This is a genomic window from Niabella agricola, assembly GCF_021538615.1.
Classification (GTDB): domain Bacteria; phylum Bacteroidota; class Bacteroidia; order Chitinophagales; family Chitinophagaceae; genus Niabella; species Niabella agricola.
On record NZ_JAJHIZ010000003.1, the window covers coordinates 4192949 to 4216478 of the forward strand.

Annotated in this window: 19 protein-coding genes; 11 read left to right on the forward strand and 8 right to left on the reverse strand. The window is 47.3% G+C overall.

The annotated features are described in order from the left end of the window. Positions 1–312 precede the first annotated feature (312 nt). The 3 genes from LL912_RS22900 to LL912_RS22910 form a co-directional block, all read right to left on the reverse strand. Positions 313–783, reverse strand: a complete 471-nt coding sequence (locus LL912_RS22900; RefSeq protein WP_235555945.1) for a DDE-type integrase/transposase/recombinase — start codon at positions 781–783, stop codon at positions 313–315. Positions 784–1168: 385 nt separating this feature from the next. Beyond that, on the reverse strand, positions 1169–1411 hold the full coding sequence (locus LL912_RS22905; protein ID WP_235555946.1) for a helix-turn-helix domain-containing protein: 243 nt from the start codon (positions 1409–1411) through the stop codon (positions 1169–1171). Positions 1412–1649: 238 nt separating this feature from the next. Continuing rightward, positions 1650–1970, reverse strand: coding sequence for a helix-turn-helix domain-containing protein (locus LL912_RS22910; RefSeq protein WP_235555947.1), 321 nt, complete (start codon positions 1968–1970; stop codon positions 1650–1652). A gap of 600 nt (positions 1971–2570) precedes the next feature. Here LL912_RS22910 and LL912_RS22915 point away from each other — a divergent pair. Genes LL912_RS22915 through LL912_RS22925 form a run of 3 tightly spaced genes read left to right on the forward strand, consistent with a single transcriptional unit; the run spans position 2571 to position 7786 of the window. Further along, positions 2571–3170 (forward strand): TlpA family protein disulfide reductase, encoded by a 600-nt coding sequence (locus tag LL912_RS22915; protein WP_235555948.1) that lies wholly within the window; start codon positions 2571–2573, stop codon positions 3168–3170. An 18-nt stretch (positions 3171–3188) separates the two neighbouring features. After that, entirely contained in the window at positions 3189–6410 is a 3222-nt protein-coding gene (locus LL912_RS22920; protein WP_235555949.1) for a SusC/RagA family TonB-linked outer membrane protein, read from the forward strand. A gap of 20 nt (positions 6411–6430) precedes the next feature. After that, the gene (locus tag LL912_RS22925; RefSeq protein ID WP_235555950.1) at positions 6431–7786 is read left to right on the forward strand and encodes a RagB/SusD family nutrient uptake outer membrane protein; all 1356 of its coding nucleotides are present in this window, start codon (positions 6431–6433) and stop codon (positions 7784–7786) included. Between the two features lie 48 nt (positions 7787–7834). On the opposite strand, the gene LL912_RS22930 is transcribed toward LL912_RS22925, so the two are convergent. Next, positions 7835–8245 carry a hypothetical protein gene (locus LL912_RS22930; protein ID WP_235555951.1) on the reverse strand — a complete coding sequence of 137 codons (411 nt, stop codon included), beginning with the start codon at positions 8243–8245 and terminating at the stop codon, positions 7835–7837. A 265-nt stretch (positions 8246–8510) separates the two neighbouring features. Beyond that, entirely contained in the window at positions 8511–9497 is a 987-nt protein-coding gene (locus tag LL912_RS22935) for a helix-turn-helix domain-containing protein (RefSeq protein ID WP_235555952.1), read from the reverse strand. Between the two features lie 89 nt (positions 9498–9586). On the opposite strand from LL912_RS22935, the gene LL912_RS22940 reads away from it, so the two are divergent. The 8 genes from LL912_RS22940 to LL912_RS22975 all read left to right on the forward strand — a co-directional run bounded on the left by LL912_RS22940 (position 9587) and on the right by LL912_RS22975 (position 21002). After that, on the forward strand, positions 9587–10207 hold the full coding sequence (locus LL912_RS22940) for a GNAT family N-acetyltransferase (protein ID WP_235555953.1): 621 nt from the start codon (positions 9587–9589) through the stop codon (positions 10205–10207). A gap of 34 nt (positions 10208–10241) precedes the next feature. Further along, entirely contained in the window at positions 10242–11300 is a 1059-nt protein-coding gene (locus LL912_RS22945; RefSeq protein WP_235555954.1) for a heparan-alpha-glucosaminide N-acetyltransferase domain-containing protein, read from the forward strand. Further along, positions 11290–12591 carry a lysine N(6)-hydroxylase/L-ornithine N(5)-oxygenase family protein gene (locus tag LL912_RS22950; protein WP_235555955.1) on the forward strand — a complete coding sequence of 434 codons (1302 nt, stop codon included), beginning with the start codon at positions 11290–11292 and terminating at the stop codon, positions 12589–12591. Before LL912_RS22945 ends, LL912_RS22950 begins: the two co-directional genes overlap by 11 nt. 285 nt (positions 12592–12876) lie before the next feature. After that, positions 12877–16407: a chromosome segregation protein SMC gene (gene smc, locus LL912_RS22955; RefSeq protein WP_235555956.1), complete on the forward strand. Its 3531-nt coding sequence runs from the start codon at positions 12877–12879 to the stop codon at positions 16405–16407. A 204-nt stretch (positions 16408–16611) separates the two neighbouring features. After that, the gene (locus LL912_RS22960; RefSeq protein ID WP_235555957.1) at positions 16612–18117 is read left to right on the forward strand and encodes a succinate CoA transferase; all 1506 of its coding nucleotides are present in this window, start codon (positions 16612–16614) and stop codon (positions 18115–18117) included. Between the two features lie 23 nt (positions 18118–18140). Then, positions 18141–20255, forward strand: a complete 2115-nt coding sequence (mrdA, locus tag LL912_RS22965; RefSeq protein WP_235555958.1) for a penicillin-binding protein 2 — start codon at positions 18141–18143, stop codon at positions 20253–20255. 151 nt (positions 20256–20406) lie between these two features. Then, positions 20407–20625: a hypothetical protein gene (locus LL912_RS22970; RefSeq protein ID WP_235555959.1), complete on the forward strand. Its 219-nt coding sequence runs from the start codon at positions 20407–20409 to the stop codon at positions 20623–20625. A gap of 2 nt (positions 20626–20627) precedes the next feature. Next, positions 20628–21002, forward strand: a complete 375-nt coding sequence (locus LL912_RS22975; RefSeq protein ID WP_235555960.1) for a YdeI/OmpD-associated family protein — start codon at positions 20628–20630, stop codon at positions 21000–21002. Positions 21003–21255: 253 nt separating this feature from the next. On the opposite strand, the gene LL912_RS22980 is transcribed toward LL912_RS22975, so the two are convergent. From LL912_RS22980 to LL912_RS22990, 3 genes are all read right to left on the reverse strand, one after another. Further along, positions 21256–21915 carry a CoA transferase subunit B gene (locus LL912_RS22980; protein ID WP_235555961.1) on the reverse strand — a complete coding sequence of 220 codons (660 nt, stop codon included), beginning with the start codon at positions 21913–21915 and terminating at the stop codon, positions 21256–21258. An 86-nt stretch (positions 21916–22001) separates the two neighbouring features. After that, positions 22002–22691, reverse strand: a complete 690-nt coding sequence (locus tag LL912_RS22985) for a CoA transferase subunit A (RefSeq protein ID WP_235555962.1) — start codon at positions 22689–22691, stop codon at positions 22002–22004. Positions 22692–22926: 235 nt separating this feature from the next. Next, positions 22927–23523, reverse strand: a complete 597-nt coding sequence (locus tag LL912_RS22990) for a DUF6992 family protein (RefSeq protein ID WP_235555963.1) — start codon at positions 23521–23523, stop codon at positions 22927–22929. Between the last annotated feature and the right edge of the window lie 7 nt (positions 23524–23530).

Here is a 23530-nt window from a genome sequence, read left to right on the forward strand (position 1 = left end):
ATGCTCGAAATGACGGACTTTTGAGGCACCCTCCTGGTTAAGGTAGAGTCATTACTGAGTATCAGGATGGCGTTGCAGGGGCTGATTTCCGGTTTCCCAGGTAAAGCACCAGCGCCATCATGCCAAACGTGGTTTCGATGGCAATACGGCGATCACCGAAACGCCCACACCGCCATATACGCCCCTGATGGAACTTAATGCATCGGTGTTGTTCAGTGTTATAGGGATAAGATGCCCGGCTTCCCGAAGCTTTTCGTAAGGGGTTTTACCATTCAGAGAAGAATGGGGTCTTTTGCGATTATAAAATTCCTGCTACTCTATAGCTAGCGCATTTAAATCCAGATTAATATCGAAAAGGGACCAAAACTCAACTTTATCTGTTTGCTGAGTTCTCTCTACTTTACCGTTTAAATGAGGGGATCTGGGCTTTATTGGCCTGTACTTGATAAAATGCTCATGCAATTCATATTGGAAGCCTTCGTTGAAAAATTCCGTTCCCCAGTCGGTTCGGATACGTTGAACTGGGAGATAAAAAGTGTCTAATATTTCACCCAAGAAGTGAATACTGCTTTCTGCTTTTTTATTAGGATAAACCCGAATGACCTTCATCCTGGTGCAGTCATCTATCGCCGTGAATTGATAGGCTTTACTTCTAACCTTGGTAACATCCAGTTGAACTCTTTCTCCAGGTATCTCCTTGCTATAGCGTTTGTAATCTGATTTCTTACGCCGTTTTACAATAGGCTTAACCTTGTGCTTAAACAATACTCGCCAAACCGTCATTGGGGAAAGATGTATATCCTTTCGAAGTAAGTGAATAGAAATTCAGGCCGCTCCCCGATTCTTTTTATTTCTCAAATTAAGAATCAAATGTTCAAGATCATCCGTAACCTTAGTATTAGCAAGGGTTTTAGGGTGTCTCGACTTATCTGGCAATCCTTGTTTTCCCTCTTCTTTATCCATCAATGAACGGTGGAACGAGCTATGCCACAACGCAAAGCAGTTCGCGTCACAGAATCTGATTCCGGATAGATCTTAAGCCAATTTTTGCGGGCCCTGATCTGTTGATCTTCTTTCTTCATAAAAAGATAGACCCATAAAAATAAGATATTTTTGTAGCGCATCTATTGAATATAGTACAGTCTTACGAGTCGCCCAATAAAAAGCACTATTTTCCTTTGGTCAACCGCTCAATATGATCATCAATTTCCTGTTCGGTTACGGCATCAAATATGGCTCCAAATTGGGCAAAGCTATAGCCCAGTGCGCCCAGCAGGCGATAGAGTGTAGAGCCTCTGATATCTGTTTTAGCGGTGATGGTATCAGAAATTGTGCCTTTACGGACTCCGGTGCTGCTTGATAATTTGTCATAGCTGTCATCTACCCCGGGATGCGGAGAATTACCAGACATACGATTGATTTCCTTATTTGCTGAAATAAGTTTTTGCAATGCTACCGCATATCTGCACTTAACCCGATACCATCCGTCTTCAACCATATGGAAAAAAACAGCTTTTAAAAATATTTTTTGTTACGGTGTAGCGTAACGGATAATTTTTCCCTATATTTACATCAGAAACGAAAGGCCTGTTGCTTGTAAAGTGTTAGTTGGCGTCTTAAGTTTCACTATGGCATTCCTGATGCGTTGATTAGATCTTCTTGTTATGGGCTTTCAGTTCTTGCTGCTTTTTTTGATACTCGATGAATTTTTTTTCATCGGCAGGATTAACATCATCAAAATAAGCAGCCAGTTGGCTGTATGAAATTCCTAGACCGTCGGCAATCGCAACCTGAGTTGACAATGTGAGGTTCTTTTTACCGTTAGCGATCAGCTGCATATGTGATTTTTCCATCCCGATTTCTAGGGCTAGTTTTGTGGGATTGAAATTTGTATCTTCCATTGCTTTATGTAATGCCACTGCAAACTGAAACGTGATCTCTTTTTTTTCTTTCTTATTGTGCGCTTTCATTATAAGCAAGCTGAAAGAATTTTTAAAAATTTTAGACGTATTATAATACGTCAATATGGTTTTTTATTTATATTTGTGTGAAGAATACATAAATTCGCGACTACTTCATAAAAGCATTTGAAGCATTCGCTTTGAGTCTTGAATAGAAACCTGAGAAATTTCTAATTGGAACGAGACGATAAGACGAATAGCTCACGACCCGGGCGTGGGCTCTCTTATCCGTTCCATGGCTTCTCAGGGCCTCTATTCGGTAAGTTGAGCACCACGCCTAATTTTTTGCTCACCGGCTTGCCGCTAAGAGGGGGGGAAGACTCATCTAACTGTCATTGTTATATGAGATGAGTAAACTGCTTTTATATTATTTATGCCTGCAGGCTGATGCTGTCAACTTGGGTGGCTTGCACCACGCGTTGTATAATGCACGGTTTGCCAGCAAACCAAAGAACCCGGTGTAACGTATAGCCGGGCGGGAGGCGGTATTCTCATGTTAAGCCTCCCATCACCCGGCTGCCGGGCACAAAAAATACCATTAATGCTAATCCATATCATCTGCCCATGATAACCTGAATAATATTGCTTTACGGCCTAAACACTTGTAATATGAAAAAAATAACGCTTGCCTGCGTAATGGCGATCCTATGCGCCTATAATATGGCTTTTACACAGTCATTTTCATACAATATTGCGAAGATCAATTTCCCGCTTTATGTGGGAGATTATGTAAACCGGTTGCAGTCAATAGGTAAGTCTGTTAACTATGTCTCTGACACGATTTCGCTTAATCACTTTAAAGATAAGCTGGTCATTGTGGGTTTTTGGTTTACACATTGTGGCGCCTGTATTGCCCGGTTTAAAGATGAAATGGCTTTGCAGAAAAAATACGCGAAAGATATTCAGTTGATTATGGTGACATTTGAGGATGCACCTGTTGTAAAACAATTTATAAAAGATTGGGAGCAAAAAAATAATACCCGTTTTACATTGCCAGTTATTGTTGCGGATACGGTTTTAAAAAAGGCATTCCGCTCTCTTCACAACCCATATTATGCATGGCTGTTTCCTACGGGGCGGCTGGCGGGACTAACGAGTCCGGAGCTACTTACGCCTGCAGCTATTGAAGCAATGACTACGGAGTTAAAAAGCGATCGAAAAGCTCGCGCAACCTTTGATAAAGAAGCGGAAGAAAAAAAGAAACGTTAACCACGAAAAACAATTTTTATGCGTTGTATTTATCTTATTGTCTGCGCCTTACTGGCGGCAGGCGGGGCGTGGGCACAAGCGCCTGTTTCAATGGGTGGTACTGTTATTGATGAAGCTACGGGACTGCCGGTTACAAATGTTACGCTTACGGCTCTAAACAGCAAAAGAACTGTGGCCACAGGTACTGATGGTAAATTTTCTACCACCATGCTGTTGCCGGATACATTACTTGTATCGCATCTTGGTTATACACTACAAAAAGTACCAGTAACCAATAACACCCACCTTACGATAATGCTTACGCCAATGGGCAAGGATCTGGATGCGGTAATCATTAATACTGGTTATCAGCAGTTAAAACCAAATGAGGTTAATGGCAGCTTTGCTGTGATTGACAATGAAAGACTAAATGACCAAAAAGGCGTTTCCATATTAGACAGGCTAAATGGGGTTACACCCGGCCTGTTGTTTAAGTCCGGCAAGAATACCAGCAATATTAATAATTCTTCCGTTATCTCAATAAGAGGCGAAAGTACGATCAACGGCCCTTTGGATCCTTTGATCATACTGGATAATTTTCCGTATGACGGGGATATTAATAATATAAACCCGAACGATGTTGAAAGCATTACTGTATTGAAAGATGCTGCCGCTACTTCTATATACGGTGCAAAGGGCGGAAATGGCGTTATCGTTATCACCACAAAGAAGGGACGGTACAATTCCCGTACGCAGGTGTCGGTAGCAATGAATACCATCGTACAACCCCGGCCCGATCTTAGCCTTTATCAGCAACTGAGTTCTGAAGAATTTATTGATGTAGAGGCCTTCTTGTTTAAGAACGGATATTACAACTCGGTTATTAACAATACCGCTAAAACGGCTATAACCCCTGCGGTTGAAGTTTTCCTTGAGCGCCGGCAAGGTACTATAAGTGCTTCCGATTCAGCGGCCCGCATTGCGTACTTAAAAAACGGAGATTCCCGCAATGCCTATAATAGTCTTTATAGAACAAGTAGTATAACCCTGCAAAACAGTTTCTCAATTAATGGCGGCAGCCAGAACATAGCCTGGCTATTGGGAGGTAATTATGATAGAATACAAAATTATGATCATTCAGAAAATAGCCGGATCAATATCCGGTTTAATAACAGTTTTAAGCTGGGAGACCATATTGTGATTGATGCGGGAGCCAATTATACCGGGTTCAACAGTGCCGGAGGAGCTCCCGCTTTTAACGGTATCCGGTTTGATAACCGGACTGTGCCGTACCTGCGCTTTAGAGATGAAGCAGGTAGCCCGTTGGCTGTGGCTAAGGATTACCGAAAAGATTATACCGATACAATAGGCCAGGGCCGCCTGCTTAACTGGGATTATTTTCCAGCAACAGATCACCAGTACCTAAAGGATCGGAATACGAGAAACGATATAATCGGAAGCCTGGGCATAAAAATAAATATTCTTAACGGTCTTATGCTTTCCGCCAACTATCAATACCAAACGCAAAATACCGAACAAGACAAACGGTATACTCCTGAAAGCTATTATGTACGGAATCTGGTGAACCGTTATACGCAATTGGGAATAACTCCTGCAACAGATACGTTTCGTATACCCAAGGGCGGTATCGTGTTGGGCAACTTGTCCAAACAGTTTTCCCACAACGGAAGAGCGCAGCTTTCCTATAACCGGAAATGGCCGGGGATTATAACGGCATTGTCTACTATTGCCGGCATGGAATTGCGAAGTACTACATCCGAAGGCAGCAGTTACAGCGTTTATGGGTATGCCGAAGAGCCGATAAGTAACACGCCGGTTAATTATAATATCCGCTATCCGGTAATTATAAACGGATCGAGATTTGTTATTCCTAACGCTCCCAAAATAAATGCTGTTACCAACAACCGTTATGTATCTGCTTATTGGAATATGGTTGCAACCCTATGCGGACGTTTTTTTGTGAATACCAGCCTGCGCCGTGATGCAGCTAATATTTTTGGATTGAGTACCAACGATAAATGGAACCCTTTCTGGTCAGCAGGCCTTGGCTGGGAATTGACCCGTGAGCGTTTTTTTAAAGCTCCCATTTTTAATTACCTGAAATTAAAAGCGACGTTGGGGACCAGCGGCATCGTCAATCCTAATAAAACAGCAGATGCGATCGTGCTTTTTTCCAATGATATCATCACCGATTTTTTGAGAGGCCAGGTTAGTACACTTAACAATCCTCATTTGAAATGGGAGAAGTCGCAGCAACTGAATATAGGTGTTGATTTTGAAATGAAGGGCAGCCGTTTGCAGGGTACAGTTGACTATTACAGGAAAAAGGGGACGAACCTTTATGGGCCTGCACCTTTTAATTATACAGCATGGGGCGGAGCACAGACGCTTGACATGAATGTAGCAGATATGGAAGGAACGGGTATAGATGCGGCCTTGAATTTTTGGGTTACTGATGGAGCGCTGAAATATAAGATAGGGCTCATATTTAACTACAATGAAAACAAAACCACGCGGTATTTCGGTCCGCGGGCGGAGGCAATGTCTGCTTTGCTAACAAACGGGAATGCCATTACTCCCATTATTGGCAAACCACTTTATGCCATTGCTGCTTATAGATGGGGTGGCTTAAGCGCCAAGGGCGACCCGCAGGGTTATTTAAACGGGGCGCTCAGCACCGATTATGCAGCAATGTTAAAGGAGGCGGATGCAAAAGGTGTGGCGGGCAATATTGTTTATGTTGGGCCCGCGAATCCCACATATTATGGGGCCTGGAACCATGCATTGCGTTGGAAAGGTTTTGAGATGAACTTTAACCTGCTTTTTAAGATGGGATATTATTTCCAGAAAAATGCGCTGAACTATCAGGGTTTATATGTTTCGGGGGGCGGAAATGCCGAATACGCCAACCGCTGGCAGCAACCAGGCGATGAAATGCGAACAAATGTACCGGCTATGGTGTATACCAATTATCCCCAGTTTTTAAGCAGGAATAGCTTTTACCAGGCCTCTGAAATACATGTATTACGGGGAGACCATATACGGCTGCAATATATAAATCTGTCGTATAGGTATCGATTTGAATCACATTTTATAAAAACGGCAACCATTAGTTTTAACGCTGCTAACCTGGGTATTATCTGGAAACAGAATAAATATGGCCTGGACCCGGATTATAACTATACAGCCACTGTGCCCCCAAAACCGCAATTGACCATTGGTGTGCGAGCAGAATTCTAAAACAAGATAAATAAACAACTATGAAAAGTAAAGTATATATATATGCTGTATCTGCTTTCCTCATATTGACGGCAATGATTGCATGCAGTAAGTTTCTGGATAAAAAAACGAGCAATGGACTTAGCACTCCGAACTCTTTAAAAACCTTGCAGGCACTGCTTGATAACTCGGATGTTTTTAACATCAGTGTTGCACCCTCGTATGGAGAGGCATCGGCGGATAACTATTTTATTACGGATGCAGATTACAGCAAACTTTCCGATCAGTCCAAAAATGCTTACAGGTGGGCGCCTGTCACATATAATTATTCTAATGAATGGGCTAAATGCTACACCACTGTTTATTATGCCAATTTGTGTCTGGAGGCATTGGGTAAAATTCCTGCAACGCCTGAGAACCGCTCGGATTGGGAATATATAAAGGGGGCGTCCTTATTCCACCGGGCGTATGCGTTTCTGAATCTGGCATGGACCTTTGCAAAAGCGTATGATAAAATTACGGCTGCAACGGATCTGGGTATTGATCTTCGCCTGCAATCGGATTATACGGTGCCTTCAAAGCGCAGTTCTGTAGCGGCCGTTTATTCAAGAATTCTGGAGGATCTTTCGGAAGCGATTACCTATTTGCCGGCTAATACGGCGCATGTGTTAAGACCCGGGAAGGCTGCGGGGATGGCGCTGATGGCAAGAGCCTACCTGTCGATGCGGAACTATGATAGCGCCTTTAAGTATGCAGATGAAAGTCTGAAACTGAATCCGTACCTGATCGATTATAATGCCATTAACAACGCAGTATTGCCGTTTGCGGCACTGGCTTATACACCCGAGGTTTTGTTTTATTCAACGGTTTATCCCGGAGATGTTATGCCCTCCAAAAGGGTTATGATAGACACGATTCTTTACAGGATGTATAAAACGGGGGATATGAGGAAAATCTTGTTTTTTGATCCTAACGGGATGTATTACAATTTTAAGGGTACATATAGTACAAATGTTGGATTGGTTTTCTCAGGAATAACAACCGCCGAAATGTATTTAGTAAAAGGGGAGTGCCTGGTGCGTATGGGAAAGATAAAGGAAGGATTAGACCAGCTTAATACCTTATTGAGAAAAAGAGGAAGCCCTGTAATACTTGCGCCGGAGGATGTTGGAACTGAAGCGGAGGCTTTACAGATCATTTTAGAAGAGCGCCGAAAGGAGTTAATTATGCGTGGGGTGCGTTGGAGTGATATAAAACGGCTGAATAAAGAAGGCGCCGGTATTTTATTGCAGCGACTCATTAATGGTGCATTGGTAACATTGCCGGCTAACGACAACAGGTACGCGCTTCCGCTGCCACAGGATATTTTGATTCGTACAGGAATGGAGCAAAACTAGCGGACTGCCCCGGAGAGCAGCCCGCTAAGTGCACTTTAGAATCGCCAATTACGGTGTAACCGGCTGGTTTGTTGGTGTTGCAGCATAGTCGTCATCTACTGCTTCAATTACCCGGAAGTATCCTGCATTTTTATCGTTGTCTGCAGTGATGGTAAGGTTTGAGCCGGATAAAGTTGAATTGGCTGCGTGCGCTGCATCTACAAGAATGGTACAAGCCTTTGCGGCGTCAATAGAAAGACAACTGCTGCCTGACGCGTTGTACTGCCACCTTGATAAGTCTTCGACCTGGCTTTGAATACTGGCGTCGCCGGTGAATTCATAAACGTAGGTGTTGCTAAAGGCTTTAGCTGGTGCGGCATCAGACTTGCTTTTGAAGGCAAAGGTGGTTACGGCTACAACGGTTAACGCAAGCAACGGCAAAACGAATTTTAGAGTCCGTGGACTTTTTAAAGTTGACATGATTTTCAAGTTTAATAATAGTTAAAAAATAAATGGTAGTTCGGGCTTGTTTTACTGCGCAGTAGATAAAAGCTGTTGGTTGCTGCATTCAGGTTTATGTAGCAAACCGGTTCATGGGAATATTGCCTACTATCTTCTACAGGTGTTCGGCACCGCCTGTTGAACTGTGCTGATGCGGTTAAGGGCCGCAAATCTAAGTTCTTTGATGTTTCTGTTCCAAAGATGCAATGCGGAGATGCCTGGGTTGTTATCCAATCGTGGTTTTTTATTTACGATAGTAACTGGGCGTAAAATGGTAAATTTTTTTAAAAGCCTTGGAAAAGTTGGAAACTGCGGAAAAGCCCATGTCAAGTGCAATATCTGTTAGCGGTTCGTTGGTATGTACCACCCGGGTAAATGCCTCATTCATCCGATGTTCCTGCCAGTAACTATAGGGCGGCTGATTGAACCGTTTGGCAAAGAGTTTTTTCAGATAGGTTTCATCCATTCTGGCTTGTTGTGACAATGCCCGGAAGTTAGGTTCTGCCGTCAGATTTTTGAGCAGGACGGTGCTAACGCGGTTGATTTCGCTGATCTTGCTTAGTGGGACAATGCGGCCACCCATCAGAAGATCTGTTTTGCAGGCCAGTGCAGCATACAGTAACAGCTTCACAGCAAGCTCCAGTGTTAATCCATCAACGATAGGCGCCCGGAGCAGCTGCAGAATCCAGTTGGCGAGATTTACCATGTTTTGGGTAGCAAACATGTGATGCGGAAATATTTGTGCCGGTAGGCGGCCTGCATCAATAGCATTCAGAAAAGGCTGTAGAACCTCGGGGTAATAAGGCGCCAGCCGTTGCAGGAATCCGGTCGTGCAGTGCACATCCAGCGTGGTATACCGGAGGCCCGGTTCAAATTGTACTTGGTCTTCAACAGGGGGAAGATAAAAAATATTGAACTGCGTTTCCTCGACCCAGTTATCGTAGGGTGTGTGTATCCGCTGCGCAATACTATTGTGTATAAGGAAACTGAATTCAATGACGGGGGTGTCTGCTCTGACCTTGAACCGCCGCCGCTGTTTTACATGGTAACTGCTAAACCAGATTTCAAACTCTTCCATTCGTTTGTGTTGGAACAGCATATGGCCCCAACCTCCGAGTAGGGCAAGGCTGTTCATAGAAGGGATAATAAGTGATTGATGCAGGTGGGGTACGGGACCAGACCAGAAAAATGCATCATTATCGGAGGAGGAGATTTCAAACAGGTTACTCATAGAATCAGGTAGGTTGGTTTAAAGATCAGATCTCGGAAATATAGTCTGAAAATGCATGGCATCAAATTTATATAAATATAAAAATAAATATGAATAAAGTTAATAAAAAATCAGTGGCCTCTGGCTTTACGGTAAGGCCGGGAGAATGGTTTCTTTATCGCGAGCGGCTTAGCGGAGATCAACTTGAGTTGGGTATCCGAAAAGTCGATTTACGTAAAGACCTGGCTCTCATGTATCAGTGGGTAAACCAACCCTATGCATACCGTTTCTGGGGAATGCAGGGAACGCTAAAAAAGCTTTACGAATTTTACTACCCAAAGCTTGAGGAGGGGCATCTTCAACTGTTTTTTGCGTGTATAACAGATATTCCGGTGGCGTTGATCGAAGTATACCCCGTGTTACGTTCGGAGCTGGCTGGTATGTGGAATTTTACAGAAGCAGACTATGGAATTCATTTGCTGATGGCACCATACCGTGAAATAAAAACGGTTATTTCTTCAGATATAGATGGCTTGTCGGTATGGGTGCTTAAAGCTGTACAACGGATGTTGTTTGACTTTTCTGCGGTCCAGCGTATCGTTGCCGAACCGGACGAACAAAATATCCATGCCTGTCGCCTGGCAGAAAAAGCAGGATTTCATTATTTGAAGACCTTACCCCTGGAAGGCAAAGTGGCGCGATTGTACATGATTGCCCGGCACGAAATCTAAAAATCATTCATCAAATCCTTTAAATCGATTCTATATGCTAACACCATACCAACGAAAAGGTTTTGCATTGGCCCGCGGTTTTGTCGTACTGGTGATGCCAGCCATTCACACTGTGTTGTTATATAGCACATTTGCAGTAAAACGGGGGCCTATAGGCGCGGTACTCGGCTTTCTTGCAGAAACTTCCGGGGCTCCCTTATTCATGCTTCTAATGGGAATGTTTATTGCCCTGGGGCGAGATAAGACATCCGCTTATATTTTAAAGCGGATGTTAATCCTGCTGCTGGCCGGCTACCTGCTCAATGTATTTAAACTGCTCATGCCCTACTATTGGGGATGGATTCCACCGCAGTTCTTAAGCGATAATGGAGTAACTGAGCGTGTGGCGATGCATCTGTTTTTAACCGGCGATATTCTCCAGTTTGCAGCCATTGCCTATGCCTGCTGTGCCTTAATAAAAAAAGGAATACGGAATGTAGTTGGTTTCGCCATTATATTTTTAATTGTATTACTGATCATGCCTCTTACATGGTCGATTCGGGAGGCGGGGCTATTGACCATTCCTTTGGCATTGCTGAACGGGAAACCGCCTTATACTTTCTTTCCGTTATTTCCCTGGCTGTTATATCCTTTAGCCGGATTGATTGTGGGCACACTGCTTTTAAAGCTAGAACATCTACGTTTTAATAAGCTGCTGTTGCTGCTGGTGCCAGGTCTTATGCTGATGGGGTACCTGTTATCATTAACCGAACCGGTTGGGTGGCAAGCTGAATTTTACCGGCTGGGAAGAGGAAGAACGTTATTTCACATAGGACTTGCACTGGGGTGGAGCCTGTTATTTATCTGGCTTGCAAAAAAGATCCGGGGTAATTATCTGTTTCATTTGTTGCAATGGCTGAGCGACAATATCATGCTTGCTTATATACTGCAGTGGATCGTTATTTTCTGGTGTTTTCCGCTGTTCGGGTATAACCAGCTGAAGACAATTCCGTCACTGTTGGCATTGTGCATGACAACTACTACAAGTTTTCTGATATTGGCAGCTGTATTGGCAGGCATAAAAAAAATAAAAAGTGTGAACCATGGGAGATAATCGTATTTACGATATTGCCGGTATCGGTATAGGTCCTTTCAATCTCGGTTTGGCAGCCTTGTGCTCGCCTATCCGCTCGTTACAAACAATTTTCCTGGAAGCACAGCCAGAGTTTAACTGGCACGCAGGAATGCTTTTGCCCGGCAGCACGTTGCAGGTGTCTTACCTGGCCGACCTGGTAACACTGGCGGACCCTTGCAGTTCATTTACCTATCTCAATTTTTTGAGAAAGCAGGGGCGCTTATTGCAGTTTGGCATTCATGAGAATAATGTTATCACCCGTCGCGAATACAACCGGTATTGCCGTTGGGTATGCGATCAATTGTCTAACCTGCAGTTTAACTGGCGTGTTACGGACATTTGCTACCAGGAAGATCAAAAATGTTACCTGATAATGGGCATCCATCCTCTTGCCGGTACAAAAAGAAGGATATTCGCCCGTTATGTAGTTATCGGTGTAGGAACACAGCCGGCGGTTCCTGATTTTGCGGCTCCACTGCAGGGCGATCAGATTTTGCATTCGTCACAATACCTGAAGCATAGGAACGCTTTATTAAGCTCAAGAAAAATAGTGGTAGTAGGGTCGGGACAAAGTGCCGCTGAGATTTTTTATGATCTGCTGCAAACAGGCCAGGAAACGGGTCAGCACTTATCCTGGATGACACGATCACCAAGGTTTTTTTCAATGGAACATACAAAACTGAGTTTTGAAATGGCAACACCGGCATATATCGATTATTTCTATCGTTTATCCGAAAGCCGGAAACCATTTACCATAAAGCAGCAGGACACTTTATACAAGGGTATCAATTATCAGCTTATCAATGCCATTTATGACCGGTTATACGAGTTGATGACGGAGGGGGTTACTGTCCCCGCAACCTTGATGACGAATGTGACCTTAATGGGAATTGCTTCCTCAAATGGCAAAGACTGGAGGTTGCGGTTTCATCATGAAGAGCAGGACCAGGTGTTTGAACTAGGGGCAGATCACGTAGTACTGGCGACCGGATATAAAGCAGCGCCGCCTCCCTTTTTGAAATCGCTGCGGCATTTAGTCCGTTTTGACGCTCAGGGTAAGTTTGACATTACGCGTAGATATACCATTGATGAAAATCATACGTTGTTCGTTCAAAATGCAGAAATGCATACCCATGGTTTTACTGCTCCGGAATTAGGGTTGGGCCCTTACAGGAATGCAGTGATCATTAACACTATACTAGGAACGACCTATTACCCGGTAGATGAACGAACCGTGTTTCAGCAGTTTGGCGTGCCCCCGCAGTCATAATTCCCGCCGTTAATTGTATCCCCGGCCCCCTAAAATAACCGCTGCCAACAATTGGCAAATACAGCTGTTATACCCTGTAAACCGACGGTTTAGGAGCCCTTTCGCAGGAATTATCCCCTTTGCACGGCCATACGCCGCAGTGCAGGCCCGGCGGGATTGGGGTGGGGTTATCCACAGCTTTTCCACGTTTTTACCCTGTTTTCCACCCATTGGTGTGCAAAAACAGGCTTTAGCATTGGGGCCGGAACCGTTATTTTCGCCTATACAATAAAACGGAAAAATACTGTGCGTTTAAAAAGTCTTGAAATAAAGGGGTTTAAGAGTTTTGCCGATAAAACGGTCGTTAATTTCGACGACAATATTACCGGCATTGTGGGGCCGAATGGGTGTGGAAAATCCAATATTGTGGACAGTATCCGCTGGGTGATTGGCGAACAAAAGATCAGCGCCCTCCGGAGCGAGAACCTGGACTCCCTGGTGTTTAACGGGTCAAAAACCCGCTCCGCCAGCGGCCTGGCAGAGGTAAGCCTTACCTTTGAAAATACCAAGAACCTCCTGCCCACAGAGTTTAGCACCGTACGCATTACCCGAAAGTTTTATAAAAGCGGGGAAAGCGAATACCGCCTCAATGATGTGCAGTGCCGCCTGAAGGACATCCAGAACCTGTTTATGGATACCGGGGTAAGCACCGACTCCTACGCCATTATTGCGCTGGATATGGTGGATGACCTGATTAAGGATAAGGACAATAGCCGCCGCCGCATGCTGGAGCAGGCCGCCGGTATTTCCATTTATAAAACCCGTAAAAAAGAGGCCAAGCAAAAGCTGGATGCTACAGAACAGGACCTGAACCGGATTGAAGACCTGCTGTTTGAAATAAACAACCAGCTAAAGGCCCTGGAAAGCCAGGCTAAAAAGGCGGAAAAATACCACGAAATTAAAAAAGAATACCGCGAGGTGAGCATTGAGCTGGCCAAGGCGGCACTGGAAGGGTTTAACCTTACCTATAAAGAACTGAATGAACAACAGCAGGCAGAAACCGATAAATCGGTAAAGCTGGAGGCGGAAATTGCCACAGCCGAAGCACAGATAGAGCAGGAAAAGCTGGTGTTTATTGAAAAAGAACGGGCCCTGCAAAGCATGCAGGCGGCCTACAATGAGCTGGTACAACAGGTGCGCACCAAGGAAGGCGATAAAAACCTGGCCGTACAGCGCCTGCAATACCTGAAGGAGCGGGAAACCGGGCTGCAGGAATTTCTTTCCAAGTCGGACGCCCAACTAAAAGGCATTGAAGAAAGCATTGCTTTTACCCAGCAACAGGTGGGCGATGAGGAAAAAGCACATGAAGGGCTTACGGAACAACTGGAAAACTACCGCGATGAGGTAACCCGCCGCCGCAACATACTGGATGAACAGCGCCACGGCGTGGATAGCTTGCGGATGGAATACCAGCAGGTACAGCGGGAGCAGTTTGAAGCAGAAAAGAAAGTGGCGGTAGCCGATACCTCTGTACAAAACCTGCAGCGCACCATTCAGCAAATGGAAGATGAATCGGCCCAGCGGGAAGAGCACCTACAAAAAGTGCAGGCCGATCACCAGCAGAAGGAACGCGAACTGGAGGAAAAGAACGCCTCCCTGGAGCAACTGCAGGCACACCACGACCATACCAAGGAGCAGATCCTGCAAACACAGGGTATTGTGGAGGAGCTGCGTAATCAGCTGGCAGATGAAAACCGGGTGCTGGATGCCAAGCGTAATGAGCACGACCTGCTTAAAAGCATGATTGACTCCATGGAAGGCTATCCGGAGAGTGTAAAGTTCCTGCACAATAATAAAGACTGGAATACGCAGGCGCCCATTCTTTCCGATATCCTGTATGTAAAGGAAGAATACCGTACCGCGCTGGAAAACGTGCTGGAACCCTACCTGAACTACTATGTGGTGGAAGACCTGCAGCAGGGCTTGCAGGCCGTGCATTTGCTAAGCGACCAGAAAAAAGGAAAGGCGAATTTCTTTTTGTTGAATAAAATTGGCGAAACCGCGGACAACAGCGGCCATCGCCTGGAAGGCGCCCTGCCGGCACTGGACGTAATAGAGGTGGAAGCCAAATACCGCAAACTGGCAGAGCACCTGCTGGGTAATGTATTTATTGCCGAGGGCGAAGCGGCCCTGGAGAACAGCAACGGCTCCGTGGTGATTGAAAAGAAAGGAAAGTTTGTAAAAGGCAAATTTACCCTTACCGGCGGTAGTGTGGGCATGATTGAGGGAAAGAAGATCGGCCGGGTAAAGAACTTGGAAAAACTGCAGGAGGATATTGCGGCACAGGATGAAGTGGTGCAGCAACTGCGGGCGCAGATACAGGCCCGGCACAATGAAGTGATTGCCTTTAATGAAGACCTGCGGGAAAACGCCATTAAAGAAACCCAGAAAGAAATACAGGAGCTGACCAATGCCGTTTTTGCCCTGCAGAACCGATCGGAGAACCTGCAAAGCCAGCAAAGCGCCGCCAAAAACCGGCTGGAAGAGCTGACCGAACAATTACAGCATACCCAAAGCTCCATAGCGGGCGTACGCCAGTCGCTGGAAGAGTTTACAGAAATATTGCAGCAGAATGCCAACAAACTGGCAGAGGCGGAAGATACCTTTAAACAGGCCGAAGGCAGCTACCAGGAGGCTACGGCGCAGTTTAACGAGTTTAACCTGAACGTAACCCGCCAGCAAAGCAAGGTAACCGCGCTGAAACAGGAGCTGAACTTTAAGACCAACCAGCTGGAGGAACTGAAGCGCCAGATAGCGCAAAGCACCGTGCAGCTGTCCGATACCGGGGGCGAGATCGTAAGTTCTGAAAACGCGCTGAAGGAAATTGAGGAAGCCCTGCTGGGTCTGATCCGCAGCCGCGAGCAGGACCAGCAAACGCTGAACGAGGCCGACCAGTCGTACTACAACATGCGGAATGTGCTCAATGAAAAGGAAAGCGAACTGCGGCATAAGATCCGCGAAAAGGAGCAGGTAGAGCACCTGCTGGCCGCCATAAAAGACAAGCTGAATGAGCTGAAGCTGCAGCTGGCCGGTACGCGCGAGCGGCTGAATGTGGAGTTCAAGATCCAGATTGAAGACATCCTGGATGACCCACGCAGCAGCGAAACCGCCGTGGAAGAATTGCAGGAAAAGGCCGACCGGATGAAGAAGCGACTGGAGAACCTGGGCGAGGTAAACCCCACGGCCATAGAAGCCTTTACCGAAATGAAAAAGCGCTACGAGTTTATTGTAGAACAGAAGAGCGACCTGGTCAATGCCAAGGAGAGTTTATTAAAGACCATTGAGGAAGTAGAGACTACCGCCAACCAGAAGTTCCTGGATACCTTTAACCGGGTGCGGGAAAACTTTATGAAGGTATTTAAATCGCTGTTTACGGAAGACGACCAGTGCGACCTGGTGTTGGAAAACCCGGAGAACCTGGCAGAAACGGGTATTGATGTAGTGGCCAAGCCCAAGGGCAAACGGCCCACCTCACTAACACAGCTGAGCGGGGGCGAACGTACCCTGACCGCAACGGCGCTGCTCTTTGCCATCTACCTCATTAAGCCGGCACCCTTCTGTATCCTGGATGAGGTGGATGCGCCGCTGGATGATGCCAACGTGGGCAAGTTTACCAATATGATCCGCCAGTTTAGCCAAAACTCCCAGTTCATTATTGTAACGCACAATAAAACCACCATGAGCACCGTGGATGTGATTTACGGGGTTACCATGCAGGAGCCGGGGGTGAGCAAGCTGGTCAGTGTAGACTTCCGCAGCCTGGCTGCGCAGAATTAGGTTTTTAGTTGTTATTTTAATAGGCCGCCTGTTGTACGGGTGGCTTTTTTTTGTGACCATCATACGTGTCAATGCACCTGGCAAAGGCGGCCGGGAATGTGCCTGCAAAAAATTATGCCGGTTGCTGATTTGCATCAGTGTACAATAACGGCCGGTCCGTAATTTTGCGGTTCGTAAAAATCAATCATTTATAAAACCGGGATCATGTTTAACGAACGCATACGGCTGGAGCGGTTAAAAAGTAAAATCACCACCGTGGATGAAGCGGTAAAATTATTCAGGGATGGCATGACGGTGGGGGCCAGCGGCTTTACCAAGGCGGGTGATAGTAAGGTGGTATTGCCCGCATTGGCCGCACGTGCACAAGAGGAACCGTTAAAGATCAACCTGATTACCGGCGCCTCCCTGGGGCATGGTACCGATGGAAAACTGGCGGCCGCCCATGCCCTAAAAAAGCGGATGCCCTTTCAGGTGGACAAGGTGCTAAGGGATAAGATCAACCAGGGTGAGGTCCTGTTTATTGACCAGCACCTGAGCGAAAGCGCAGAACAGATCCACAATAAGATCATCGACCCGCTGGACATGGCCGTAATTGAAGTAGCCTTTATTGAGCGCGACGGCAGCCTGGTACCCACCACCTCCGTAGGCAATTCGGTAACCTTTGCGGCCTTTGCCAAACAGGTGATCATCGAAATCAATACCACCATACCCATGGAGGTATACGGAATCCATGATATTTACCAGGCGGAAGATTACCCGCACCGGAACGTTATACCCATTGTAGCGCCCTGGAATAAGATCGGCCGTAAATCCATTCCCGTGGATCCGGATAAAATAGCCGCCATCGTATTTACAGATATCCCAGACAGCCCTGCAGATATGGCGCCGCCAGATGAAAAAACAACGGCGATGGCCGCGCATATCCTTAACTTTTTTGAGGCGGAGGTAGCCCTGGGACATCTTACCGACCGGCTCCTGCCCCTGCAGGCCGGCATCGGCCGGGTGGCTAATGCCGTATTAGCGGAGTTCCGGCAGAGCAATTTTTATGACCTGACCCTATTTTCCGAAGTACTGCAGGACAGTACGTTTGAACTGATGGATGCCGGTATTCTTTCCTTTGCTTCCGCCTCCTCCCTGGCCGTATCTGAAGTTTGGCACCGGCGGTTATTTGAAAACCTGCAGCAGTACAAGGAAAAATTTGTGTTGCGGCCGCAGAATATTTCCAATACGCCGGGCCTGATTCGCCGGCTGGGGGTGATTGCCATCAATACCGCTATCGAATTTGACCTCTATGGCAATGTAAACTCCACTCATATCGGCGGTACACAGATCATGAACGGCATTGGCGGCTCCGGCGATTTTGCCCGCAATGCCTACCTGAGCATTTTTGTAACACCGTCTGCATCGAAAGAAAATGCCATTTCCCATATTGTGCCCATGGTATCGCATGTAGACCATACGGAGCATGATGTAGACATACTGGTTACGGAGACCGGTATTGCCGACCTGAGAGGCCTGGCGCCCCGGGAAAGGGCACAGGCCATCATTGATCATTGTGTGCACCCGGATTATAAGCAGGCTTTGCAGTCGTATTTTGACCGGGCCTGCCAAAGGGGTGGCCATACCCCGCATATACTGGAAGAAGCCCTGAGCTGGCATACCCGCCTCCGGGAAACAGGATCGATGAAACCCATACCAGAACAACTTTAAACAACAACGCGTTAAGCACCGTTATGCCCGTATTCAATAAGCCGAGAGGCTATGTGGTAAAGCTGGTTATTTTATGTGTATTTGCGCTGATTGTGGCCCAGTTGGCCAACCTGCAGCTGGTAAACCGCAAGTACCTGGAGCTGGCAAAAGATAATGCCGTTTTTCAAAAGATCATATACCCGGAACGGGGGATTATTTATGACCGGAAAGGCCGTCCCGTTTTAAATAATACCATCATGTTTGACCTGGTGGTAACGCCGGCCGAAGTAAAGCACCTGGATACGGCCGCATTTTGTAAATTGATGGGTATTGATACGGCAACGCTCCGGAGCCGTATGGTTAATGCCATTGTAAAAAACACCCGGGTGCGCCCCTCGGTATTTCAGTCGCTGCTGGAGCCAGGTTTGCAGGCGCGCTTTGAGGAAAACAGCTGGCGCTTTCCTGGTTTTGCGTTGCAGCAGCGCCCGGTACGTACCTATCCGTATAACATAGGGGCCCACTTTCTGGGATATATTGGGGAGGTAGATGAAAAAGATATACAAGGATCTGGCAATTTTTACCATATGGGTGACTACAGGGGTAAGAACGGGCTGGAATACCAGTATGAAAACATATTGATGGGGCGGCGGGGCGTGCAATATATGATCAAAGACCATAGGAACCGCCTGGTAGGGCCCTATGAAAATGGCAGTTTTGATACCACGGCTATTGCGGGCAGGGGACTAAAAACCTACCTGGATGTGGACCTGCAGGTACTGGCCGAAAAGCTGATGGCCCATAAAGTGGGCGCTGTGGTGGCGCTGGATCCCCAAACCGGCGGCATCCTGGCCATGGCCTCCGCCCCGGTATTCAATCCCAATGACCTTACCGGTCCGCAAAAAAATGCCAACTACGCAAAAATGGCCTTGGATGTAAGGCGGCCTTTATTAAACCGGGGCATTAAAGGCCGGTATCCGCCGGGTTCCACCTTTAAACCGCTGGGCGGACTGGTGGCTTTGGATGAAGGAGTCATTACCCCGGCTTCCGGCTATCCCTGCAGGGGCGGCTATGATGCCTGCGGCCGGAGGGTAGGCTGCCTGGAAGCCTGGGCCGGGCATGCCGATAACCTGCGCGTGGCCATTGCCCAATCCTGCAATTCGTTTTTCGTTAATACCTACCGGCTTACGGTAGATAACCCCAAATACGGAGATGTGAAACGGGGCTATGAAAAATGGGAGGAGTATATGCACAAGCTGGGGCTGGGGGTGCGCCTGGGGGTAGACCTGCCCAGTGAAGACAAAGGCAATATACCCACTGTAGCGGTTTATGACAAGGAGTATAAGGGCCAGTGGACCTCCTGTACCAATCTGACCCTGGGTATGGGGCAGGATAAGATGCTGGCTACGCCCCTGCAGCTGGCCAATGCTGCCTGCATGATTGCCAACAGGGGTTATTACTATATTCCGCATTTTGTAAACAGCGTTGAGCGGGAAACACCGGCAGACGCCCGGCTGTTGCAAAAGTACCGGCAACGGCAGGAACCATTAACGCATATTTCAATTGCTGCTTATGATGCCATCATTAACGGGATGCAGGATGTAGTGACCCAGGGCACTGCAAAAGTGGCTGCCATCCCCGGCATTGAAGTGTGTGCCAAAACCGGCACGGCAGAAAATGCTACCATACTGGATGGCCGGCGCATACAGCTGGAGGATAATTCCATGTTCATCTGCTTTGCGCCAAAGAACAATCCTAAAATTGCGATTGCGGTGGTGGTGGAAAATGCCGGCTATGGAGGTACCTGGGCCGGGCCCATTGCCCGCATCCTGATGGAGCAATACCTGCTGGACAGTTTGACCAATAGAAGCAAGGCCGACCTGGAACGGATTGCTAATGCCAACCTGGTGCCCTGGTATTATGACCGGTTGCAATATGTGACGGACTCCATCCGGGCCGAACAATGGACTCAACTAACAAAGGACAGCACCCGGCTGCGCGGTTTCTTAAAACCTGCAGCACGGCCTGTAGCAAAGAAATCCGGCAACGTTGGTGTTGTGGTAAAGTCCACGCAGACCCCGGCTTCCGGCAGGGGAAAGCAACCTTTTAGCAACTATGAAACGATAGCACCGGCCTGGGCGGGTAACGGGAAAAGACGGTAATGTTCCCGGATGTTTTTAGGGGAAGCTGCCATTTGCAGAGGCGGCCTTCCGGGCGTTTGTACATGCGTAAAATAAATTAAAATACTGCTGACATAAGGCTGTCACCACTCCGGAATAGCTTTGTATTGTTGAATCACTTAAACCAGATGATATGACAACAATGGCTCAAAGACAGGTAAATGATCTGCAGACCGTACTCTACCGGCTGTTGGTAAAAGGAACCACCCGGCAACAGCGGGTTACCGACCATAGCGAGGGAAAGGGGCTTTTTGAAACGGCTTCCGTCGTGGATCCGTTTGGCGCTATTTTCAGGATGATGTCCGTTAAGGAAGAACAAGCTGAATTGTTTGAAAAAGATAAACCCCTTTAACCATGGAGATAAAAGATGGAAAAATGGCCGTGTATGCCAAAAACCGCCGCCAGTGGCGTACCTGGCTCCAAAAGCATGCCGGCAAACAGGAACCGGTATGGCTGATCCTTTTTCACAAGGGCTGTAAAACACCTTCGGTGGACCGCATTGAAGCTACGGAAGAGGCGCTTTGTTTTGGCTGGATCGACAGCCTTTGTAAGAAACGGGACGCGGAAAGCTATTACCTTACCTTTTCACCCCGCAACCCGAAGAAAAGCAACTGGAGCGCCCCCAATATCGAAAGGGCGAAACGGATGATCGTGGATGGAAAAATGACCGCGGCAGGGCTGCGGCTGATCGAAATTGCAAAAATCAAAGGAACCTGGCTCGAGGTGTAAACCAGCGCAGGGGCCGTTGTTGATCCCCGTTCCGGTTACCGCTTCAGCCAATTTTAACTGTGCTTCCATTTCTTCTTTTGTACTGGCCGGCGAAGCAAGGTGCAGCACCAGGTTTTCCCGGATGACATCTCCGGGGATTTGCACCTTCCGGAGAAAAACTGCGGGGCGGAGCGGTAAAATGAAGGCCACTCAAAAGCCTGATTTAAAAATTACTCTTCGACTGCATTTCGGATCGACTGAACAAAGCCGGTGCTTATGCCAGTGCAATCTCCGGTATATCACCTTTGATCACCAGCCGGCCCTCGGTTGCTTTTTTGATATCTTCAACCGATACACCGGGCGCGCGCTCCAGTAATACAAACCCTTCGTCTGTAACTTCAAGCACCGCCAGGTCGGTCACAATTTTTTTGATGCATTTTACACCGGTAAGCGGAAGGGTGCATTGTTTTAACAGTTTGGATTGCCCGTCCTTGCTCGTATGCTGCATGGCCACGATGATATTTTTGGCAGCGGCTACCAGGTCCATAGCCCCGCCCATGCCTTTTACCATTTTGCCGGGGATTTTCCAGCTGGCAATATCGCCGGTATCGCTTACTTCAAAAGCGCCCAGCACGGTAAGGTCGATATGACCACCGCGGATCATGGCAAAACTGGTGGCCGAATCAAAGAACGCTCCCCCGGGCCGGATGGTAACCGTTTGTTTACCGGCGTTGATCAGGTCCGGATCGGCCGTGCCCTTTTTCGGAAACGGACCCATGCCCAGCATGCCGTTTTCCGACTGCAGCACCACTTCAATACCTTCGGGAATATAATTGGCTACCAGGGTAGGAATGCCGATGCCTAAGTTTACATAGTACCCGTCTTTTAATTCCTGTGCGATGCGTTGTGCGATTTGTTGTTTTGTAAGGCTCATTTTGTCAATTTGAAAATTAGCAGATTTGAAGATTTGAAAATGAAAGACGCGGCATTTTCAAATTGCCACATCTTCAAATTTTCAAATTATTGCTCCGTCAGTTGCTCAATTCTTTTTTCATAATGCATGCCCTGGAAGATCCGTTGTACATATACCCCGGGTGTATGGATCTGCATAGGATTCAGTTGCCCCGCCGGTACCAGCTCTTCTACTTCAGCAATGGTGATCTTTCCTGCTGTGGCCATAGGATGATTGAAGTTGCCGGCGGTTTCTTTATAAATGAGGTTGCCATGGGTATCGCCCTTCCAGGCTTTTACAATGGCGAAATCTGCGGTCAGCGCATGCTCCAGCAAATGCGGCTTTCCGTTGAACTCCCGTATTTCTTTGCCCTCGGCTACTTCGGTGCCATAACCCGCTGGTACGTAAAAGGCGGGGATGCCCGCCCCGCCTGCACGGCAGCGCTCGGCCAGGGTGCCCTGGGGAATCAGCTCCACCTCCAGTTCTCCATGTAACAACTGCCGCTCAAACTCGGCGTTTTCTCCTACATAGGAGGAGATCATTTTTTTGATCTGTTTTTTCTGCAGCAGGAGGCCCAGGCCAAAACCATCTACACCGGCGTTGTTGGAAATACAGGTAAGCCCGTTCAGATCGGTTTCGGTAAGCGCCTGAATGCAGTTTTCCGGGATGCCGCAAAGCCCGAAGCCTCCAACCATTAATGTCATGCCGCTTTGAATACCGGCAATCGCTTCCCTTGCATTTTGTACTACTTTGTTCATGATATTTGTTTTTTGTTACCAGCCACAAAGTCACTAGCCTCCAAGTAACACTAAGACCTGGTTCGTTGTGATTACCTTTGATGGCCGTGTCCTTTTTTTTGTTACGAAGACATCAATACGCGAAGTATCAACAGGAAGCTTGTTTGCTGCTACTGAATCGCCGGAATCCCAAGGCTGTTTAACCTTTTATGCTTTGTGTTTCTTTCTGTCTTCGGGCCCCTCGTGGCTCAAGACGCTAAAATTGATAAATCATACCGACACCGTTTTCCGTAACCGCAAATTCAGGTGCGGCCTTCTTCCAGTACCGGTTTTGTTTTTGATGGCTCAGGTACATGGTTACATCAAACAACAGCAGGCCGGCGCCCTGTACGATCAGCGAATGACCGTAGCCCCTGTTTCGCGGCGGGTTTTTTGCACGATCCGCCCTTGCCTTTAAAAACGCACCCGTGCCCATATACAACAGGTCCAGCCCGCCATTGACCAGGTATAATTTTTTTACATTCCGGTAAGCCCTGTATTTGCCGGCGTCTGTAACGGACAAGCCTTTTTCTTTGTGGACGCGCATCAGCCCCAGCACGCCAATACCGGTATTAACCACGCCCCACAGTGCATTCATCGTATGAAAGGCCTTTACTTCCGTGTTGTTGGTGCTCAGCGCTCCGATGATCCCGCTGCCCATATTGACTACACCCCATCCCGAAAGCAGCCACATGCCCTTCCGGTTGGTTTCGATCCGTTGCTGATGCAGCGCCTCTGTAGTTGGCCGGCTGCCTTCCTGTGCCTGTAAACAACAGTATGCGCCACATAATAACAGGACTGATAAGTATTTCATTTTTTAT